The following is an 18,017-nucleotide window of genomic DNA, read 5'->3' on the forward strand; positions in this document are numbered from 1 at the left end:
GCGGAGTGCTCGCGGAAGAGCATGATCTTCACTAAGCCGTTGCGATGACTGGATAATCGCAGGTTCAATCCGATCCGACAAGGCTTGTTCCGGCGCTCCGCCCGCCGGACCGACCTGTATTCGGCGACCGGTCCGGGCGACCGGGATCCGCCCGGGCGCCGCGCCCCGTCCCCGGGGCCGGACCGCGCGCGCGGGGACGGAGCGGGGCCGGAGAGGAGTTCCGCGGGGGCGCAGCATGCGCCTCTCCGGTTCAGGGGTATCGGGAGATCGTTCGTGTCGTCGAACGACGATCTTTAGAATTTCGGGGCGGGCCGCGCTGATCTAAACCTGACGCGAGACAATCATCCACGTGAGACGGCGCCTGTCGACTTGATGGATCGTGTCCGCATGCCTTCGGATGCGGCGCGAACCATCGCGGCCCGACCGCCGGACTTGCCCCCGTCCATCCCGATCAGAGTTCCCGCCCGATGAAGTTCCTGCGTCTCCTCGCCGTCGCGGCGCTCAGCCTCGGGGCCCTGCCGGCCGGGGCGGAGACCCTCCGGGTCGGCGTCGTGCCCGGCGCCTACGGCGACGCCGTCACGGTCGCGGCCCGGGAGGCCAAGGCCGAGGGCCTCGACGTCAAGGTGGTCGAGTTCAGCGACTGGACGACGCCCAACGTCGCCCTCGACGCCGGCGACATCGACGTGAACTTCTTCCAGCACCGCCCCTTCATGGAGAACGCCGCCAAGCAGAAGGGCTACGCGTTCGACATCGTCGGGCTCGGGATCCTGTCCAATATCGGCCTGTACTCCCTGAAGCATAAGAGCTTCGACCAGATCCCGGCGGGCGGCACGGTGGCGATCGCCAACGACCCGGTGAACCAGGGCCGCGGCCTGCTGCTCCTCCAGAAGGCCGGGCTGATCACGCTGAGGGACGGTGTCGGCTTCCTCGGCACCCTCGACGACATCGTCGAGAACCCGAAGACGCTGCGGTTCACCGAGGTCGAGGGGCCGCAGCTCGCGCGGATCACCGGCGACGTCGACCTCGCCCTGGGCTACCCGCACTTCATCGTGGCGGCCGGCAGTTTCGACCCGACCAGCGGATTGATCTATTCCGGTATCGAGGACCGGCGCTTCGCCGTGAGCTTCGTCACCAAGGCCGCCCGCAAGGAGGACCCCGTGATCCGGAAATTCGTGACGCTCTTCCAGAACTCGGAGGCCGTGAAACAGCAGATCCGCAAGTCCTTCGCCAACAGCGACAAGCTGTACCTGCTGGCGTGGCAGAACTGATGGTCGGCCTGATCTTCGACAGCCTGCGCGATCCGGGCACGCCGGCCGCGGCCGGGCGGACGAGCCCGGGCGCCGCGACCGCCGCCCGGGCCCCGGCCGCCGCGCCCGGCAGCGAGGCCGACCGGGAGACCGGCACGGTGCGGTTCGAGTCCGTCTCGAAGACCTACCGCTCGGCCGCCGGGCCGGTGCAGGCGCTCGACCGGGTGGACCTCGCGATCCCCGCCGGCGCGATCTTCGGCATCATCGGCCGCTCGGGGGCGGGCAAGTCGAGCCTCCTGCGCACGGTCAACCGGCTGGAGGCGCCGAGTTCGGGCCGGGTCCTGGTCGACGGCGCCCCGATCGACGCCCTCGACACCGACGGGCTCGTCGCCCTGCGCCGGCGCATCGGCATGATCTTCCAGCACTTCAACCTGCTGGCGGCCAAGACCGTCCGGCAGAACGTGGCGCTGCCGCTCACGGTCGCGGGCGTCCCGCGGCACGCGATCGGCCCGCGGGTCGCGGAGGCCCTGCGCCTCGTCGGCCTGGAGGACAAGGCCGACACCTACCCGTCGCGGCTCTCCGGGGGCCAGAAGCAGCGGGTCGGCATCGCCCGGGCGCTCGTGAGCGATCCGGAGATCCTGCTCTGCGACGAGGCGACTTCCGCCCTCGACCCGGAGACGACGCTGGCGATCCTCGACCTGCTGCGCGACATCAACCGGCGGCTCGGGATCACCATCATCCTGATCACCCACGAGATGAGCGTGATCCGCGAGATCTGCAGCGACGTGGTGGTGCTGGAGGGCGGCCGGGTCGTCGAGACCGGGCCGGTCTGGCGCGTGTTCGGGGCGCCCGAGCACCCGACCACCCGGGCGCTGCTCGAACCCCTGACCCGCGGGCTGCCGCCGGATCTGGCGGCCCGGCTGCAGCCGCGGCCCGCGCCGGGCGGCTGGGCGATCCTGCGGATCACCTGCTCGGGCCGGGCCGCGCCCGACCTCTCGGGCCTCGCGGGGGCCGGGGCGCCGGTGCGCCTGCTCCAGGCGGGCATCGAGCGGATCCAGGGCCACGCGGTCGGCCGGATGCTGGTGGCCGTCCCGGCCGAGGATCCGGGCGCGGAGGCGCGGCTGCGGACGCTCGGCGGCGACGTGGAGCGGGTCGGCTACGTCCCCGCCGACCCGGCGGAGGGGTGAGACGATGCGGGACCGCTCCTCCCCCGATACCCCGACCGCTCCACCGCCGCCCCAGCACCCCGAACCCGGAGGCCCGCCATGTCGCCGCAGATGATCGAACGCCTCTGGCAGGCCTTCCTCGACACCGCGCTCATGGTCGGGGTCTCGGCCGGGATCGCCGTGGTCGCCGGCATTCCCCTGGCGCTGTTCCTCGTCACCTCCGGGCCCGGCGGCATCTTCGCTGCGCCGACGGCCCACCGGGTGGTCGGGACCGTGGTCAACGGCTTCCGGGCCGTGCCCTTCATCGTGCTGCTGGTGGCGCTGATCCCGTTCACCCGGCTGGTGGCCGGCACCACGATCGGCGTCTGGGCGGCGATCGTGCCACTCTCGGTGAGCGCGACCCCGTTCTTCGCCCGGATCGCCGAGGTCTCGCTGCGGGAGGTGGATGTGGGCCTGATCGAGGCCGCCCAGTCCATCGGCTGCCGGCGCCGGCACATCCTCGCCCACGTGCTCCTGCCCGAGGCGCTGCCGGGCATCGTGGCCGGCTTCACCATCACGGTGGTGGCGATGATCGGCGCCTCCGCGATGGCCGGCGCGGTGGGCGCGGGCGGGCTCGGGGACGTCGCCATCCGGTACGGCTACCAGCGCTTCGACACCACCGTGATGGTGGTGGTGATCGCGATCCTGATCGCCCTCGTGTGCGCGGTCCAGTTCGCGGGCGACACCGCGGTGCGGCGGCTCCGGGCCCGCTGAGCGAAACCGCCCGATCTGGGCGATCCGACCGGGAGCCTGCAGCCATGGGTCGTCCCCGGTCGACGACCTCGACATCGCCGTCCGCGCGCGCGGAGCGAAGCCGTCCAGGCCGCGCCGCGTCTTCCGACCGCGCGTGGGCCCCGGGTCGCTTCGCCGCGCTCGCGATGACGGCGGGACTTCCCAACCCGAGCGGTCAACCGGAAACCGTATGAGCCTGCACCTGGACGATCCCGTCACCGACCCGGTCGAAGATCGGCTGCCGCCGCCGCCGGCGCCGCCGCACCGGATCCGCTCGGACGCCGAGGCGATCGCGGCCGCGCGGGCCGTGGCCCGGATCTTCGCGGCGGGCGCGGCCGAGCGCGACCGCGACCGGCGCCTGCCCTGGGCGGAGATCGCGGCCTTCACGGAGAGCGGGCTCGGCGGCATCACGGTGCCGCGCGAACACGGCGGCGCCGAGGTCTCGCACGCGACGCTCGCGGAGGTCTTCGCGATCCTCGCCGCCGCCGACGGCTCGGCGGCGCAGATCCCCCAGAACCAGTTCGGCGTCCTGGCGCTGGTCGCGGCCGCCGCCAGCCCCGCCCAGCAGGCGCGGATCTACCGGGACGTGCTCGCCGGCCACCGGATCGGCAATGCCGGGCCCGCCCGCAACGGCAAGGCGATCACCGGCGTGGACACGCGGCTGACCGCCGGGCCGGAGGGCCCGCGGCTCAGCGGCACGCGCTTCTACTCGACGGGCGCGCTCTTCGCCCACTGGATCCCGACGCGCGCGGTCGGCCCCGACGGCGGGCCGCTCCTGGTCTTCGTGCGCCGGGACGCCCCCGGCGTGCGGGTGGTGGACGACTGGCAGGGCTTCGGCCAGCGCACCACGGCGAGCGGCAGCGTGATCTTCGCGCAGGCCCCGGTCGAGGCGGAGCTGACGATCGACCTCGCGCCCCTGGCCGGGCGCCCGGGCCTGTTCGGGCCGGTCTCGCAGCTGATCCACGCGGCGATCGACGCCGGGCTCGCCCGGGGCGCGGCCGCCGCCGCCCTCGACTTCCTGCGCACCCGGACCCGGCCCTATCCCTTCACCGCCGAGACCGTCGCGGAGGATCCCCACATCCTCGGCGAGGTCGGGCGGCTCACCGTCGACCTGCACGCCGCCGAGGAGGTCCTGGCCCGGGCCGGACGGGCGCTCGACCGGATCGCCGCGGCCCCAGTCACCGCCCAGAGCGCGGCCGAGGCCTCGGTGGCGGTGGCGCAGGCCAAGATCCTCACCACCGAGGCGGCCCTGGAGGCCTCCGAGCGGCTGCTCGAGCTCGCCGGCGCCTCGGCGACCCGCGACGGGTACAATCTCGGCCGGTACTGGCGCGACGCCCGGGTCCACACCCTGCACGACCCCGTGCGGTGGAAGTACCACCTCCTCGGGAACCACGCCCTGAACGGCGTGCTGCCCGCCCGGCACCAGTGGAACTGAGGACCGGGCGATGCCGCTCCAGCCCCACGAGACCGCCTTCACGCAGGCACCCGCGCCGCCGCGCCCGGTGCCGGTCCTTCCGGACGCCGCCGCGGCGCTCGCCGTCGCCGACCGGCTGGCGGAGGCCTTCGCCGAGGCCGCCGCCGAGCGCGACCTGGAGCGCCGCCTGCCGGTCGCCGAGATCGCGCGCTTCACCGAATCCGGCCTCTGGGCGATCACGGTGCCGAGGGAATACGGCGGCCCCGGCCTCGACAGCGCCACGGTCGCCCAGGTGATCGCCCGGATCGCCGCGGCGGACGGCTCCCTCGGCCAGATCCCGCAGAACCATTTCTACGCCCTGGAGGTGCTCCGCAACGGCGGCACCGAGGCCCAGAAGCGCGCCCTCTACGGCCGCGTCCTGGCGGGCGAGCGCTTCGGCAACGCGCTCGCCGAGACCGGCGCGCGCGACCACACCCGCCGCACCCGCCTCGTGCGCGACCCGGCCGGCTGGACTGTCGAGGGCCGCAAAGACTACTGCACCGGCTCGCTCTACGCCCACCGCATCCCCACCCTGGCCAATGCCGAGGAGGACGGCCGGGCGGTCGCCTACCTCGTCTTCGTCCCCCGGGACGCGCCGGGCGTGACCCTGGTCGACGACTGGGACGGGTTCGGGCAGCGGCTCACCGGCTCGGGCTCGGTCCTGTTCGACCGCGTCGCCGTGGAGCCCGACTGGGTGGTGCCGTTCCAGGCCTCGCTGGAGCGGCCCACCGCCCTCGGCCCCTTCGCGCAGATCCTGCACGCCGGGATCGATCTCGGCATCGGCGCGGGCGCCTTCGCGGCGACCTTGCCCTTCGTGCGCGACCGCGCCCGGCCGTGGATCGATTCCGGGGTCGCGCGGGCGAGCGAGGATCCCCTGACCCTCCACGCGCTGGGCGACGTCCAGGTGCGCCTCGCGGCGGCCGACGCCCTGCTGGCGCGGGCCGGCCGCTACGTGGACGCCGCGCAGGAAGCCCCCGACGCCGACAGCGTCGCGGCGGCCTCCGTGGCGGTGGCCGAGGCCCGGGCGGCGAGCCACCGGGCCGGCCTGCTCGCGGCCAACAAGCTCGTCGAGCTCGGCGGCACCTCGGCCACCGACCGGGCCGAGGCGCTCGACCGCTACTGGCGCGACGTCCGCACCCACACCCTGCACGATCCGGTGCGCTGGAAGTACCACTGGATCGGCGCCTACCACCTCGACGGCCGGCAGCCGCCCCGGCACGGAGCGCTCTGATGGCCGCCGCGACGAAGCAGATCCTGCTGAACGCCTTCAACATGACCTGCGCGGGCCACATCAACCACGGGCTCTGGACCCACCCGCGCGACCGCTCGGCCGATTACAACACGCTGTCCTACTGGACCGAGCAGGCGAAGCTCCTGGAGCGCGGCCTGTTCGACGGCCTGTTCATCGCCGACATCATCGGCGTCTACGACGTCTACGGCGGCGGCATCGACGTGACCGCCCGGGAGGCCGTGCAGCTCCCGGTCAACGACCCGACCGTGATGATCTCCGCCATGGCGGCGGTGACCGAGCATCTCGGCTTCGGGGTGACGATCAACGTCCACCAGGAGGCGCCCTACACCTTCGCCCGGCGCCTCTCGACCCTCGACCACCTGACGGGCGGCCGGATCGGCTGGAACGTCGTCACCGGCTACCTCGACAGCGCCCACCGCGGCCAGAGCGGCGGCGCGTTGCCGGCGCACGACCGGCGCTACGACTACGCCGACGAGTATCTGGAGGTGCTCTACCGGCTCTGGGAGGGCAGCTGGGACGACGCGGCCGTGCGCCGCGACCGGGCGGCCCGGGTGTTCAGCGATCCCGCCCATATCCGCAAGGTCGTCCACCGGGGCGAGTTCTTCGCGGTCGAGGGCTACCACCTGTCGGAGCCGTCGCGCCAGCGCACGCCGGTGCTCTACCAGGCCGGCGCCTCGGGCCGCGGCCGCGCCTTCGCGGGCCGCCACGCCGAGTGCGTGTTCATCTCGGCCCGCGACCCGGCCACCGCCCGCGACTCCGTCCGCGCCATCCGGGCCGAGGCGGTCGCGGCCGGCCGGGAGCCCGACGACGTGAAGGTGTTCGTCGGCCTCGCGGTGATCCCCGGGCGGACCCGGGCGGAGGCCGAGGCCAAGCGCGACGAGTACCTGTCCTACGCGAGCCCGGAGGCGGGCCTCGCGCATTTCTCCGCCTCCACGGGGATCGACTTCGCCCGCTACGGCCTCGACGAGCCGATCCCCTACGCGCCGGGCAACGCCATCCAGTCGGCCACCGCGGCGGCGGCCAGGCGCGGACTGACGAAGCGCGACCTCCTCGCCGAATTGCAGCTCGGCGGCCGCTACGCGGTGCTCACCGGCGACGCCGTGACGATCGCCGACGAACTCCAGGCCTGGATCGCGGAGGGCGAGGTCGACGGGTTCAACCTCAGCCGGATCGTCGTGCCGGAGAGTTTCTCGGACTTCATCGACCTCGTGATCCCGGAACTGCAGGACCGCGGCCTCTACAAGACCGCCTACGCCGAGGGCTCGCTGCGGGCGAAGCTGTTCGGCCAAGGGGACCGGCTGCCCGCCCGCCACCCGGCCGAGGCCTATCGCGGCGCGCCTCGGCGGCCCTGATCAGCGCCCCTGGGACTCGCCGCTCTCGGAGCCGAACCAGCGGCCGTAGATCTCGTCGTAGCGGCCGTCCTCCCGCAGGCCCAGCAGGGCCTGGTTGACGCGCTTGCGCCGGGGATCGTTGGCCGGGAACAGGATGCCGTAGGATTGCCGGTTGAACGCGGTGCCGACCAGGCGCAGGGCGTCGTGGCCGGGCCGGGTCGCGTAGTAGCTGAGCGCGGGGGCATCGTAGACCACCGCCGCGACCGTGCCGGCCTGCAGCGCCGCGCAGGCCTCCTCCAGGGTCGCGAAGCCCACCGGCGTGGCGAAATGGTCCGCCAGGTAGGCGACCGAGGTCGTGTCGGCGACCGTGCCCACCCGCTTGCCCGGCAGGTCCTGCGGGCCGTTGATCGCGCCGCGCAGGCGCTCCACGGTCGCCGTGCTGGTCAGGCCCGCGGTGAACCACGCCACCAGGGCGATGCAGGTGAACAGCCAGAGCACCGTGACGGCCCGCGCCAGCGGGCTGCGCGGCATCTCCTCCGCCTGGGCGGCGAGGCTGCTCAGGGCCCACCAGACGACGTGGGCGAAGCCGCGCGCCGGTCCCGAGCGCGCCGCCATGCCGCCGGGGTGGCGCCGCTCGAGCCACCAGACCAGGGCCGCCACCGCCAGGATCAGGGCGGCGAGCCCCAGCAGGACCTGCAGGAAGGCGGCGTCGCTCAGGAGCGCCTGGAGAGCCCGCGCGGTGGCCGAGCCGGTCGCGTCCGGCTCCGACCGGACGGCGATGCGCAGGCCGGTCTCCAGCATCGTGACGGAGAAGTCGAAACGCCGCTCGCGCTCCGCGGTGATCGACACCGCCGCGATGGCGAGGTCCGCGCGCCCGTCCGAGACCGCCGCGAACAGCGCCGGCAGGTCGTCGACGCGCAGGTAGGCCGTCCGGACGCCGAGATCCCGCGCGATGGCGTTCCAGAGATCGATGCTGAACCCGCGCAGCCGGCCGTCCTCGTCCATGACCAGGGGCGGCACCGGATGGGTCGCGACCCGCCACGTCTCGGGCTCGCCGGTGCGGAGCGCGGGCGCCGCCTCCCGGGTCTCGGCCTGGACGGGGCCCGGGGCGAGCGGCGCGGCGGCCGCGCAGCACAGGGAGAGGCACAGGCAGAGGGACAGGACGCCCGCGGCGCCGGCGCGCCGCCGGCCGGCGGACCGGCGCGGCACGTCAGAGGCTCTCGATCCAGTTGCGCAGGACGGCGCCGGGCGCGGGTTCGGGGCCGGTCTCCAGGCGCTGGGACGCGTCGCTCGGGATGAAGCCGAACCGGCGCTTGAACGCCCGCCGGAAGGTCCGCTCGTCCGAGAAACCGACCGCGAAGGCGACCTGCGAGATGCGCAGGGGTTTGGGGGCATCGTCGCGCACGAGCATCCGCATCGCCGCCATGAGGCGGCGGTCGCGGATATACGCCACGATGCCGTTGGGGGCGAACAGCCGGTACAGGGTCGAGCGCGACAGGCCGAGCCGGGTCGCGATCAGGGCGGGCGTCAGCTTCGGGTTGCCGAGTTCCGCCTCGACGAGGCGGCGGACGCGGATCCGGATGTCCTGGTGCTGGGAGGGGCGCCCCTCCTCCTGCCCGCGCAGCCAGCTGGCGCAGAGCTGGGTGATCGCCGCCGAGGCCGCCAGGGCCTCGCGGCGGTCGAGGAGGTCGCCGCAGGCGACGACGTTGGCGACGAAATTATGGACCAGCCGCCCGAACGGGTCGCCGTCGTGGTCGAGGGGGCGCCCGTGCAGGGCGTCGGGGTGGCAGCCCTGCTTCTCCAGCAGGGCGCGGGGGATCACGACGTTCGTGGCGTCGACGGCAGCCGCCACGATGCGCACGGGCTGGGCGAGGTCGAAGACGATGCACTGCACCTCGTTCACGGGGCCGGTGCCCTGCTCGGTCTCCACGCGGCTCTGCCCCCGCCGGTAGAACTGGAGCAGGATGTGGTCGAGGCCCTGCTGGCCGATCATCTCCCGCGTCCGCACGAGGGTGTGGGCCGGCGCCACCACGTCGCCGACCAGCAGGTCGCCGAGATGGTAGCTGCGCATCGCGATCGGGACGGTGAGATCGGTCTCCGGGCGGAAGCTCACGTCGAAGATGGGCGCGAGATGGTCCTGCCACGCCCGCCCCAGCGCCGCGGGATCCCCGGGCGGCTCGAACCGCAGGCAGGCGATCTCGCCGCCCGGCGCCTCCCCCCCGGCCGGTGCCGCGTCCAGGTCGTGGTTTCTCTCCTCGGAAGACATACGTAGAGCCTGACACCTGCTGTTCGCGCGACCGATGAAGAACGGGGGCCTGTCCCAAGGTGACGCGTGGCAACGCGGTCCGGTCGTCCCGCACGTTAGCCGCGTCCACCCGGACAGTCCTCCTGTCTCCCGCCGACCCGAGCGGCTGTACACTGTCGTTTGCCCGGGCGGCGTGCGATTCGACGCGGGGGCCGCCCGACCGGACCGCCCCCGGCGCAACGTCCGATCAACGTGACCCGCGAGCCGGCGGTGTGGTTCCATCCGTCCCAGAAAGGGGGATCCCCGTTTCAGGACGTCGCGCGCGGCGCCGGGTGTGGCCGCGATGTGATAGTCCGTTAAAGCCGCATTTCCTAACCCCCGTGCAAAGCTTGCGGCAGGCATGACGGGGGTCAGTCTGGTGGTCCAACAGTATAGCGATGTAGAGCGTGTGACCGGATCCTGTGATCCGAGCCGGGGCGCGCGCGCCGGAACCCGGCGGCGCGGCCCCGTACGGCTCGGATTGCTGGTCGGCAGCTCGCTCGCCACCCTCACGCTGGCTCTCGGACCTGTTGCGGCGCAGACCGTGCCGGCGCGCTCGCCTTCGACGTTCGATGCTTTTGGCGTTCCCCTGACCGCGGCGCAGTTCGACACGCCCGAATACAGAGCCGACTGGGGCTTGTCTGCGATTAATGCCGCCACCGCTTACGCCCGAGGCTTCACCGGTCTAGGCGTATTGGTTGCCGTGATTGACTCCGGGATCGACCCCACGAATCCAGAATTCCGAGGACGGATCTCTCAGCAATCAAGAAATTTTATTCCCGGACTAAATCAAACCCTTATATTCGATACGGACACTGCATCCAGTCATGGAACCCATGCGGCTGGTACAGTTGCGGCTGCCCGTGATGGCGTCGGGATGATGGGGGTCGGTTTCGACAGCAAGATATTGGCGTTATTCAATTTACGCAATACAATCTCTGCAGTGGAGGCAGCAACTCAAAGCGGCGCCCGGGTCTTGAATGGCAGTTATGGACCGACGACCTCTTCTCCGATCGTCGATGGATTTTTAAATCCTAACTATAGAAGAATGTCAATTCAAGAATTCGAGATATCAGATGAAAGAGAGGCCAGTGCGCTTCTTGGGGCCGCACAGTCAGACATGCTCATGGTCTTTGCCGCAGGCAACGATCGAAGAAGTCAACCCGATGTAACTCAAAACCCGAGCGGCGCCGCATTCTATCCATTCATCAAGCCAGCGAATGCGAATAGCGGTCTCTACCAATTTTATACCACCTACGGGACTGACCCTAATGGCGATCCCAGCCCCGACTATGCGCCGACCGGCCCCGTCGACCAAAGCAAAATTGATTTTTCGAAGCTGGACGGCTTTATCGTTTCAGTAGTCGCAGTCAACGAAAACAAGAAGATCGCCAATTTCAGCAACTGGTGCGGTGTTACGGCAGCGTGGTGCATCGCGGCACCGGGCGTCAATATCTATTCAACCGTGCAGGTCGGACAGGGCTACAGCGGCTTCGACGCCAACAACAATAAAATTCTCAATGGTTCAAACTATGGGCCTCTGCAAGGCACCTCAATGGCCGCGCCGCACGTGGCCGGTGCTGCGGCCGTATTGCGTCAGGCGTTCCCGTTCCTGACGGCGCCGCAGATCGCCCAGACCATGTTCACAACCGCCACCCATCTCGGTGACGGGCCCGCCAACGCCCCGAACGCCATCTACGGCTGGGGCCTGCTCAACCTCGGCAAGGCCATCGACGGCCCGGGTCAGTTCACCTCCACTTGGACGGTCAACACCACCTACAATGGCCAAGCCTATTACGGCCGCTTCGCCAACGACATCTCGGGCGTCGGCGGTCTGATCAAGGTTGGTCTCGGCACACTCGAACTCGCCGGTACCAACACCTATGCCGGCGGCACCGCCGTCCTCGGCGGTACCCTGGCCGTCTCCCGCGACGCCAATCTCGGCGCCGCCGGCACCGGCCTGACCCTCGGCGGCGGCACCCTCGAGGTCCTGGCCGACGGCTTCGCCACCGCCCGCCCGATCACGCTGGCCGGCCCCGGCACCCTGCAGATCGACCTCGGCACCGCCACCTTCGCGGGGCCGATCGACGACGGCAGCCAGCCGGGCGTGCTCGTCAAGACCGGCCCCGGCACCGCCGTGCTCTCGGCCGCCAACACGTTCACGGGCGGCGCCCTGGTCGGCACCGGCACCCTGGCCCTGACCGCCACCGGCAGCCTCACCGCGCCCGTTCTCGTCGGCTCGGCGGCGAGCTTCCTCAATGCCGGCCTCGTCTCCGGCAACGTCGGCAACTTCGGCGTCCTCGCCAACAGCGGCACCATCACGGGCGGCCTCGCCAATGCCGGTCTGGCCCTCAACACCGGCACCGTCGCGGGCGGGCTGGCCAATGCCGGTCTGGCCCTCAACACCGGCACCGTCGGCGGCGGCGCGACCAACAGCGGCAGCCTGATCAACGCCGGCACCCTCGCGGGCGGGCTGACCAACACCGGCACCGCCCTCAACACCGGCGCGATCGCCGGCGGCGTCATCAGCAGCGGCATCCTGAGCAACAGCGGCGCCATCGGCGGCGGCGTCGCCAACACCGGCCTCCTCGCCACCAGCGGCACGATCAGCGGCGGCCTGACCAATGCCGGCACCGTGCTCGCCAGCGCCGGCCGCATCGACGGCGCCATCGCCAACAATGCCGGCCTGCTCGCCGTCGCCGGATCCGTGGCCAGCAGCGGCCCCTTCGCCAACGCCGCCGGCGCGACGCTCGCCGTCACCACGGGCGGCAGCTACAGCCTCGCCGGCCCCCTCGCCAATGCCGGCCTCGTCGCCGTCGCCCAGAGCGCCAGCCTCACCGCCTCCGGCGGCCTCAGCAACGCCGGCCTCGTCGCCAGCGACGGCACCCTCACCGCCGACCTGACCAACACCGGCGTCGCCCGCCTGTCCGGGCAGTTCAACGGCACGCTCACCAACACCGGCCTCGTGCAGATCACCGGCCCGCTCGCCGGGCTCACCGGCCTGACCAACACCGGCGCCCTCGACCTCGGCGGCACCGCCCTCACGCTCACCGACCTCGCCGGCCCGGCCTCCGCCGTCCTGGGCAACGGCGCCCTCACGGTCTCCAGTGCGGCCGCCTCCACCTATGCCGGCGCCATCCTGGAGACCGCGAGCCCGACCAGCCTGACCAAGGCCGGCCCCGGCACGCTCCTGCTCACCGGCCCCGGCCTCTTCTCCGGCCCGACCACAATCCAGGCCGGCACGCTCTCCCTCAACGGCCTCTGGACCTCGCCGGTCACGGTCGCGGCCAATGGCACCCTGCGCGGCATCGGCACCGTCGCGGCCCCGGTCACGGTCGCGGGCGCCCTGCGGCCGGGCAACTCCCCCGGCACGCTCACCGTGCTCGGCCCGGTGGCGTTCGCCCCCGGCAGCAGCCTCGGCCTCGACATCGACGGCCCGGGCACCGGCACCGGCGCGGGCAGCTACGCCCGCCTGCTGGCGCTCGGCCCGACCGGCACGGTCTCGGCCAACGGCACCCTGGTGCCGGAGCTTCGCGGCATCACCGGCAACGCCACGAACAGCTTCACCCCCGCGCTCGGCCAGCGCTTCGGCGTGCTCACCGCGCAGGCCGGGCTGTCGGGCTCGTTCAGCGGGCTCGCCCAGCCGGCGGCGGGCCTGCCGGCGGGCACGCGCCTCGACGCGCTCTACGCCGCCACCGGCCTCGACCTCGTGGTCACGCCGGCCGCCTACGGCAACCTCGCAGGCCTCGGCCTCGCCCAGACCGGCAACGCCCGGGCCGTGGGCGCGGCCCTCGACCTCGCCCGCCCGGCCGCCGGCACGCGGCCGGACGCGGCGCGGGCGCGGGTGTTCGACCCGCTCTACGCGGCCGGCCCGGCGACGCTGCCGGGCGGGCTGGCGAGCCTGTCGGGCCAGAGCTACGGCGACGCGGTGATGACCGACCTCGCCGCGCGCCGTCTGCTCTCCGACACGATCGACCGGCACCAGCGCGGGCTGGGCGGGGGCGCGGGCGCGTTCAGCGCGGGCGATCCGGGCCCGGGCCCGAACCGCACGGCGCTGCAGGTGCGCGGCGGTGCCGGGGCGGCGGCGGCGCCGCTTGCGGTGGGCGAGGGCCGGGTCTGGGCCGACGCGCTGTACGGGTTCGGCGCGCGCGCGGGCGACCGGGCGGCGGCGGGCGCCGGGTTCGACGCGGGCGGGCTGCTGATGGGCGTCGACCGCCAGGTCGGGGCGGACACGCAGGTGGGCGGTGCGTTCAGCTACCTGCGCGCGGGCGGCACGTCGCGGGGCGCGGGGCTGGGTCGGTTCACCACCGACAGCTACGGCGGGACGCTGTACGCGAGCACGCGGCTGGGCGCGGTGATCCTGCGGGGCACGGCGGGCGTGTCGTACGCGGACGGTCGGGTGGACCGGACGGTGGCGCTGGGCGCGGCGGTGTCGCAGGCGTCCGGGCTGTCGTCGGGCTGGAACGGCGGGGTGTCGGGCTTTGCCGGCTACGCGCTGGCGACCGGCCTGCCGGTCGAGGTCGTGCCGGAGGTGGGCTTCAGCTACGACCGGCTGACGCGGGGCCGTGTGTCCGAGCGGGGCGGTCTGGTCGGGCAGGGCTTCGGCGGGCAGGGCTTCGCGGTGGCCGACCTCGACGCGGCGCGCAGCCTGGTCGGCGGGCGGGTGACGAGCTGGGCGGTGGCGGGCATTCCGGACCTGCGCCTTGAGGGTCGGGCGTACTGGGCGCACGAGCTGGCCGACACGGCGGCGGTGGTTCGCTCGAGCCTGTTCGGGGCGGGGTTCGCGGGCCGGACGAGCGCGCTGGGCCGGGACGGCGCGGTTCTGGGGGTGAGCCTGACGGGGGGGGTCGCCGAGGGCGTGCGGCTGTCGGTGGGCTATACCGGCGACGTCCGCCCGGGCGCCACCGCCCAGGTGTTCACCGCCGGCCTCCAGGCCGCGTGGTGAGGGGCGCCGCCTTTACTTGGCCGGCGCCGTGGTCCGGAGGCGCGCATGCGCGGGAGAGACGGCCCGGATAAGCCACCGCCCGAGCCCGCACCGGCAGCCCGCCGGCGCGGCTTCTTCCGGCGCGTGCTCGACGGTCTCGAAGCCGTCGAGCTGCTGGTCCAGGCGGGCCGGCTGGTCTGGTGGCTCCTGAGAGGCCTGTGGCTGGCCGCCGGCGCGATCGCGCGCCTCTTCGGGGACCGCTGACGCGCGGCGCCCGCAGCAGCGCGGGAATCGATGCCCGCGCGGATGTTTCACAGGAAACATCCGCCGCGCCGCCGCGGCTCGCGCCACCGACAGCCGGGAAACGTCAGCCGAACAGCGCCCGCGCCACGACCTGCGGGTCGATCGGCTTCTGGCAGAGAGCGACGGCGCCGTGGAGCGAGGGCACGGCGACCGGATCGTAGCCGGTCGCGAACAGGAAGGGCACACCGCGCGCGTGCAGCGCGTCGGCCACCGGATAGACCAGCTCGTCCTGCAGGTTGATGTCGAGGACCGCGGCGTCGATCTCGGTCGTGCCGGCGATCAGCGCCAGCGCCTCGCCGACGCTCGCGACCGGACCCAGCACCTGGGCGCCGCCTTCCTCGAAGCCGGACTTGAGATCGACGGCGATGAAGTAGTCGTCCTCGACGAGCAGGACCCGCCTGCCGGCCAGCGCGCGTGGTTTCGAGGTCATGCGGGGTTGCCTGCGGCTTCTCCCTCGGGGAGCGGGATGTTGATCGAGCAATGTAGCGCCGTGGCGCCGAGTTCGTAGCTGGTCGTCGCCTTCAGGGCGTAGGGTAGGGCGTGCTCGATCAATTCCCGACCGTAGCCGCCCCGCGGCGCCGCGTCCGCCAGCTCCGGTCCGCGAACGAGACCCTCCTCCACCCATTCCACCAGCAGCCGGCCGCCGCCGTCGTCCGCCCGGTAGGTCCGCCACGTCACGCTCAGGCGTCCCTGCGCGGTGGTGAGCGCGCCGTATTTCAGCGCGTTGGTGGCGAGCTCGTGCAGGGCCAGCGCGAAGGTCTGCACCGTCGCCTTGCGCAGCCGCACCACGGGCCCGTGCAGCCGGATGCGCGCCGGCATGGCCGGGGCGTCGAGGGCGGCGAGTTCCGTCTCGATCAGGGAGCGGAGCGTGATCGGTTCCTGATCGGAGCGCGAGAGGAGGCCCTGGACCCGCGAGAGGGCGGACAGGCGATCGTTGAACCGCTGCCGGAACGTCTCGCCGGGCCCGGTCTGGGCCATGGTCTGCTTGGCGATGGAGCGCACGACGCCGAGGAGGTTCCGGGTCCGGTGCTGCAGCTCGGCGACCATGACCTGCTGCCGCTCCTGGAGCTGGCGCAGATCGTCGATGTCGGTCGAGGTGCCGAGCCACTCGACGATCCGGCCCTGCGCGTCGCGGACCGGCGCGGCGCGGGTCTGGAACCAGCAGAACCGGTCCTCGGCGGCGTTGCGGAGCCGGTGCTCGAAGGAGAGGTGGCCGCTTACCGGCGCGTCGCGCCACGCGGCCGCGGCGACCGCCTCATCGTCCGGATGGACCGCCGCCAGCCAGCCCCAGCCCAGGCTCGTCGCGTCGGTCTGCCCGGTATAGGCGTGCCATTGCGGGCTCGACCAGATGCAGGCCCCGTCGATCGCGGCGCGCCAGACGAGCTGGGGGATGCCCTGGGCGAGGGTGCGGAACAGCTCCTCGCTCGCGCGCAGGCGGCGCTCGGCCAGAACCCGCTCGGTGCTCTCGACCACGATGGCGATGACCCCGGCCGGGCGCCCGTCCTCCCCGAAGACCGGCGAGTAGTCGAGATTCATCCAGACCGGCTCGGGCCGGCCGTAGCGGTGCAGGGTCAGTTGCTGGTCCTTGTACGACAGCGTCCCGCCGGCGAGGCCGACGCGCATGACGTTGTCGTTGAAGTCGGCGACCTCCGGCCAGCCCTCGCGCACCTTCGAGCCGAGGAGCTCGGGATGGCGGCCGCCCGCGAAGCCCGAATAGGCGTCGTTGTAGATCATGATGCCGTCCTCGCCCCAGAGCAGCACGATCGGCACCGGCGATTGCAGCAGCGTGCTGACCGCGAAGACCAGGCTCTGCGGCCAGTCGGCGATGGGACCCAGCGGCGTCCTCGCCCAGTCGAAGCTCCGGACGAGGTCGGCGAGCTCGCTGCAGCCGGCCGAGAAGATGCGGGCCTCGCTCATGCGGTGACCGACTCGTGAGACTCCGGCTCGGGCGAGCGCAGAGGGTGGAAGCCCGGTCCGCGACCGGTCGGGTCGGCCGGCCCGGCGTGCGGGTCACGCCGACGCTACTACACCGCTCCTCTGCCCGGTAGGGGCGCCGCCGGCTCCGGCCCGGTCGCGTCGTCGGGCCGGCAGACGGGTTCTAGCCGCGGCCCGCGGGCTCCGGGAAGCGCCGGGCGAACCAGTCGCGCAGGATCTGCCGCTCGTAGTAGAGGCCGCCGGTGGAGAAGCGGGGATTGGACGTCAGCAGGAAGTTGATGTCCGTCACCGTGTCCGCGCCCTGTGACACGGTGCGGCCGCCGCGACGCAGGCTGTAGGCGAGGCGGATCCGCGGCGGCGTGGCGTCCGTCACGACCCGCAGGCCGGTCGGGGTCGCGAAGCCGGGCCGGTCGAAGCCCGCCAGATCGACGTCGAGCACCGTGATGTCGAGACGCTCGTCGGGGCGGAGCCGCGCCGTGCCGAGATCCGTGAAGATCCGGGTCAGCTCGGCCAGGGTGACCCGGAGCGGCTGCCCGGAGCCGAAGCGGTTCTCGGCATCGGTGAACCGCTCCGGCGCGGCGTAGCGCACGGCCACCTGCGCCTGTGCCGCCGGCTGTGCCCGGGCGGGGGCCGCGGACGACCCGATCACCGAGAGCGCGGCCGCGGCCGCGAGCGCGGCCGATCTTCCGGCGAGACGCGTGCGCATACCGAACTCCTCTCCGCGTGTGGCGGCCTGACCGGGGCAGGCCTGCCGGGAAGAACCGCCCGAACGGGGCCCGGTATCCAGTGCCCCGCTCGGATGTCCGGCTGCGACCGAATGGCGCCCGACCGTCCATAGTCTCGCCGTGATCCGGGCGCCTCGTAGCGCTCCCGGCCCGAGGGGCGAGCCGGTCATGGGAGTCCGACGCGCATGATGAACTCTGTTCTCGCGCTTCTCACCGTCGTGGCGGTGCTGGTGGTCACGGCGCTGATCAAGCTGCCGCTCCTGCCGTTCCGCCTGGTCGGCCGCCTGCTGCGGAGCCGCCCGGCGGCGGCCTGACCCGCGCCGCTCAGGCCGCCGCGTCGATGACGAATTCCATCCCGCGACCCGGCCCCTGATCGGAATAGTCGACGAGCGCCAGACCGCGCTCGGCCAGGGTCGCCTCGACGGTGTCCCGCTCCCGGCGCACCATCTGACCCACTGCCAGCGGGGTCAGCCGGGGACTCGCGCGCCGCAAGCGGTCGACGCCGATATGGGCCGGCGTGCCCGCGTCCTCGGCGATCCGGGCCAGGGCCAGACCCAGGTCGCGCGCCTTGGTCTCGGCGGCGGATCTCGGCTTGAACGCCATCTGCTTCTCCTTCTGCTCGGCCA

The 18,017-nt window shown here is 72.8% G+C and carries 15 protein-coding genes; 9 read left to right on the forward strand and 6 right to left on the reverse strand.

Going from position 1 to position 18,017, the window contains the following annotated elements:
• The first annotated feature begins 467 nt into the window (after positions 1–467).
• The 6 genes from ABIC30_RS21455 to ABIC30_RS21480 all read left to right on the forward strand — a co-directional run bounded on the left by ABIC30_RS21455 (position 468) and on the right by ABIC30_RS21480 (position 7,241).
• On the forward strand, positions 468–1,268 hold the full coding sequence (locus ABIC30_RS21455) for a MetQ/NlpA family ABC transporter substrate-binding protein (protein WP_234081592.1): 801 nt from the start codon (positions 468–470) through the stop codon (positions 1,266–1,268).
• On the forward strand, positions 1,268–2,434 hold the full coding sequence (locus ABIC30_RS21460) for a methionine ABC transporter ATP-binding protein (RefSeq protein WP_354456091.1): 1,167 nt from the start codon (positions 1,268–1,270) through the stop codon (positions 2,432–2,434). Before ABIC30_RS21455 ends, ABIC30_RS21460 begins: the two co-directional genes overlap by 1 nt.
• Before the next feature lie 78 nt (positions 2,435–2,512).
• Positions 2,513–3,166 carry a methionine ABC transporter permease gene (locus tag ABIC30_RS21465; protein WP_234081594.1) on the forward strand — a complete coding sequence of 218 codons (654 nt, stop codon included), beginning with the start codon at positions 2,513–2,515 and terminating at the stop codon, positions 3,164–3,166.
• A 208-nt stretch (positions 3,167–3,374) separates the two neighbouring features.
• On the forward strand, positions 3,375–4,619 hold the full coding sequence (locus tag ABIC30_RS21470) for an SfnB family sulfur acquisition oxidoreductase (protein ID WP_234081595.1): 1,245 nt from the start codon (positions 3,375–3,377) through the stop codon (positions 4,617–4,619).
• Positions 4,620–4,629: 10 nt separating this feature from the next.
• Entirely contained in the window at positions 4,630–5,868 is a 1,239-nt protein-coding gene (locus tag ABIC30_RS21475; RefSeq protein WP_234081597.1) for an SfnB family sulfur acquisition oxidoreductase, read from the forward strand.
• Positions 5,868–7,241 carry an LLM class flavin-dependent oxidoreductase gene (locus ABIC30_RS21480; protein ID WP_020096009.1) on the forward strand — a complete coding sequence of 458 codons (1,374 nt, stop codon included), beginning with the start codon at positions 5,868–5,870 and terminating at the stop codon, positions 7,239–7,241. Before ABIC30_RS21475 ends, ABIC30_RS21480 begins: the two co-directional genes overlap by 1 nt.
• On the opposite strand, the gene ABIC30_RS21485 is transcribed toward ABIC30_RS21480, so the two are convergent.
• The gene (locus tag ABIC30_RS21485; RefSeq protein WP_020096008.1) at positions 7,242–8,429 is read right to left on the reverse strand and encodes a transporter substrate-binding domain-containing protein; all 1,188 of its coding nucleotides are present in this window, start codon (positions 8,427–8,429) and stop codon (positions 7,242–7,244) included.
• 1 nt (position 8,430) lies between these two features.
• On the reverse strand, positions 8,431–9,486 hold the full coding sequence (locus tag ABIC30_RS21490; RefSeq protein ID WP_020096007.1) for a helix-turn-helix domain-containing protein: 1,056 nt from the start codon (positions 9,484–9,486) through the stop codon (positions 8,431–8,433).
• A 379-nt stretch (positions 9,487–9,865) separates the two neighbouring features.
• Here ABIC30_RS21490 and ABIC30_RS21495 point away from each other — a divergent pair, with 379 nt between their 5' ends.
• Together ABIC30_RS21495 and ABIC30_RS21500 are read left to right on the forward strand one after the other, a co-directional pair.
• Positions 9,866–14,449: a S8 family serine peptidase gene (locus ABIC30_RS21495; RefSeq protein ID WP_354456080.1), complete on the forward strand. Its 4,584-nt coding sequence runs from the start codon at positions 9,866–9,868 to the stop codon at positions 14,447–14,449.
• A gap of 45 nt (positions 14,450–14,494) precedes the next feature.
• A complete protein-coding gene (locus tag ABIC30_RS21500; RefSeq protein ID WP_020096521.1) occupies positions 14,495–14,692 on the forward strand; it encodes a hypothetical protein in 198 nt (65 codons plus the stop codon).
• A gap of 103 nt (positions 14,693–14,795) precedes the next feature.
• Here ABIC30_RS21500 and ABIC30_RS21505 read toward each other — a convergent pair whose 3' ends face one another.
• The 3 genes from ABIC30_RS21505 to ABIC30_RS21515 form a co-directional block, all read right to left on the reverse strand.
• On the reverse strand, positions 14,796–15,161 hold the full coding sequence (locus ABIC30_RS21505; RefSeq protein WP_042672258.1) for a response regulator: 366 nt from the start codon (positions 15,159–15,161) through the stop codon (positions 14,796–14,798).
• A complete protein-coding gene (locus ABIC30_RS21510; RefSeq protein WP_020096523.1) occupies positions 15,158–16,648 on the reverse strand; it encodes a sensor histidine kinase in 1,491 nt (496 codons plus the stop codon). Before ABIC30_RS21510 ends, ABIC30_RS21505 begins: the two co-directional genes overlap by 4 nt.
• Before the next feature lie 181 nt (positions 16,649–16,829).
• Positions 16,830–17,372 (reverse strand): DUF3016 domain-containing protein, encoded by a 543-nt coding sequence (locus tag ABIC30_RS21515; RefSeq protein ID WP_020096524.1) that lies wholly within the window; start codon positions 17,370–17,372, stop codon positions 16,830–16,832.
• Positions 17,373–17,576: 204 nt separating this feature from the next.
• Between ABIC30_RS21515 and ABIC30_RS21520 the strand changes: the two genes are divergently transcribed.
• On the forward strand, positions 17,577–17,705 hold the full coding sequence (locus tag ABIC30_RS21520) for a hypothetical protein (RefSeq protein WP_020096525.1): 129 nt from the start codon (positions 17,577–17,579) through the stop codon (positions 17,703–17,705).
• 10 nt (positions 17,706–17,715) lie between these two features.
• On the opposite strand, the gene ABIC30_RS21525 is transcribed toward ABIC30_RS21520, so the two are convergent.
• On the reverse strand, positions 17,716–17,994 hold the full coding sequence (locus ABIC30_RS21525; protein ID WP_026605481.1) for a hypothetical protein: 279 nt from the start codon (positions 17,992–17,994) through the stop codon (positions 17,716–17,718).
• Positions 17,995–18,017 lie beyond the last annotated feature (23 nt).

Origin of the sequence: Methylobacterium sp. 1030 (assembly GCF_040544715.1) — a bacterium.
Classification (GTDB): domain Bacteria; phylum Pseudomonadota; class Alphaproteobacteria; order Rhizobiales; family Beijerinckiaceae; genus Methylobacterium.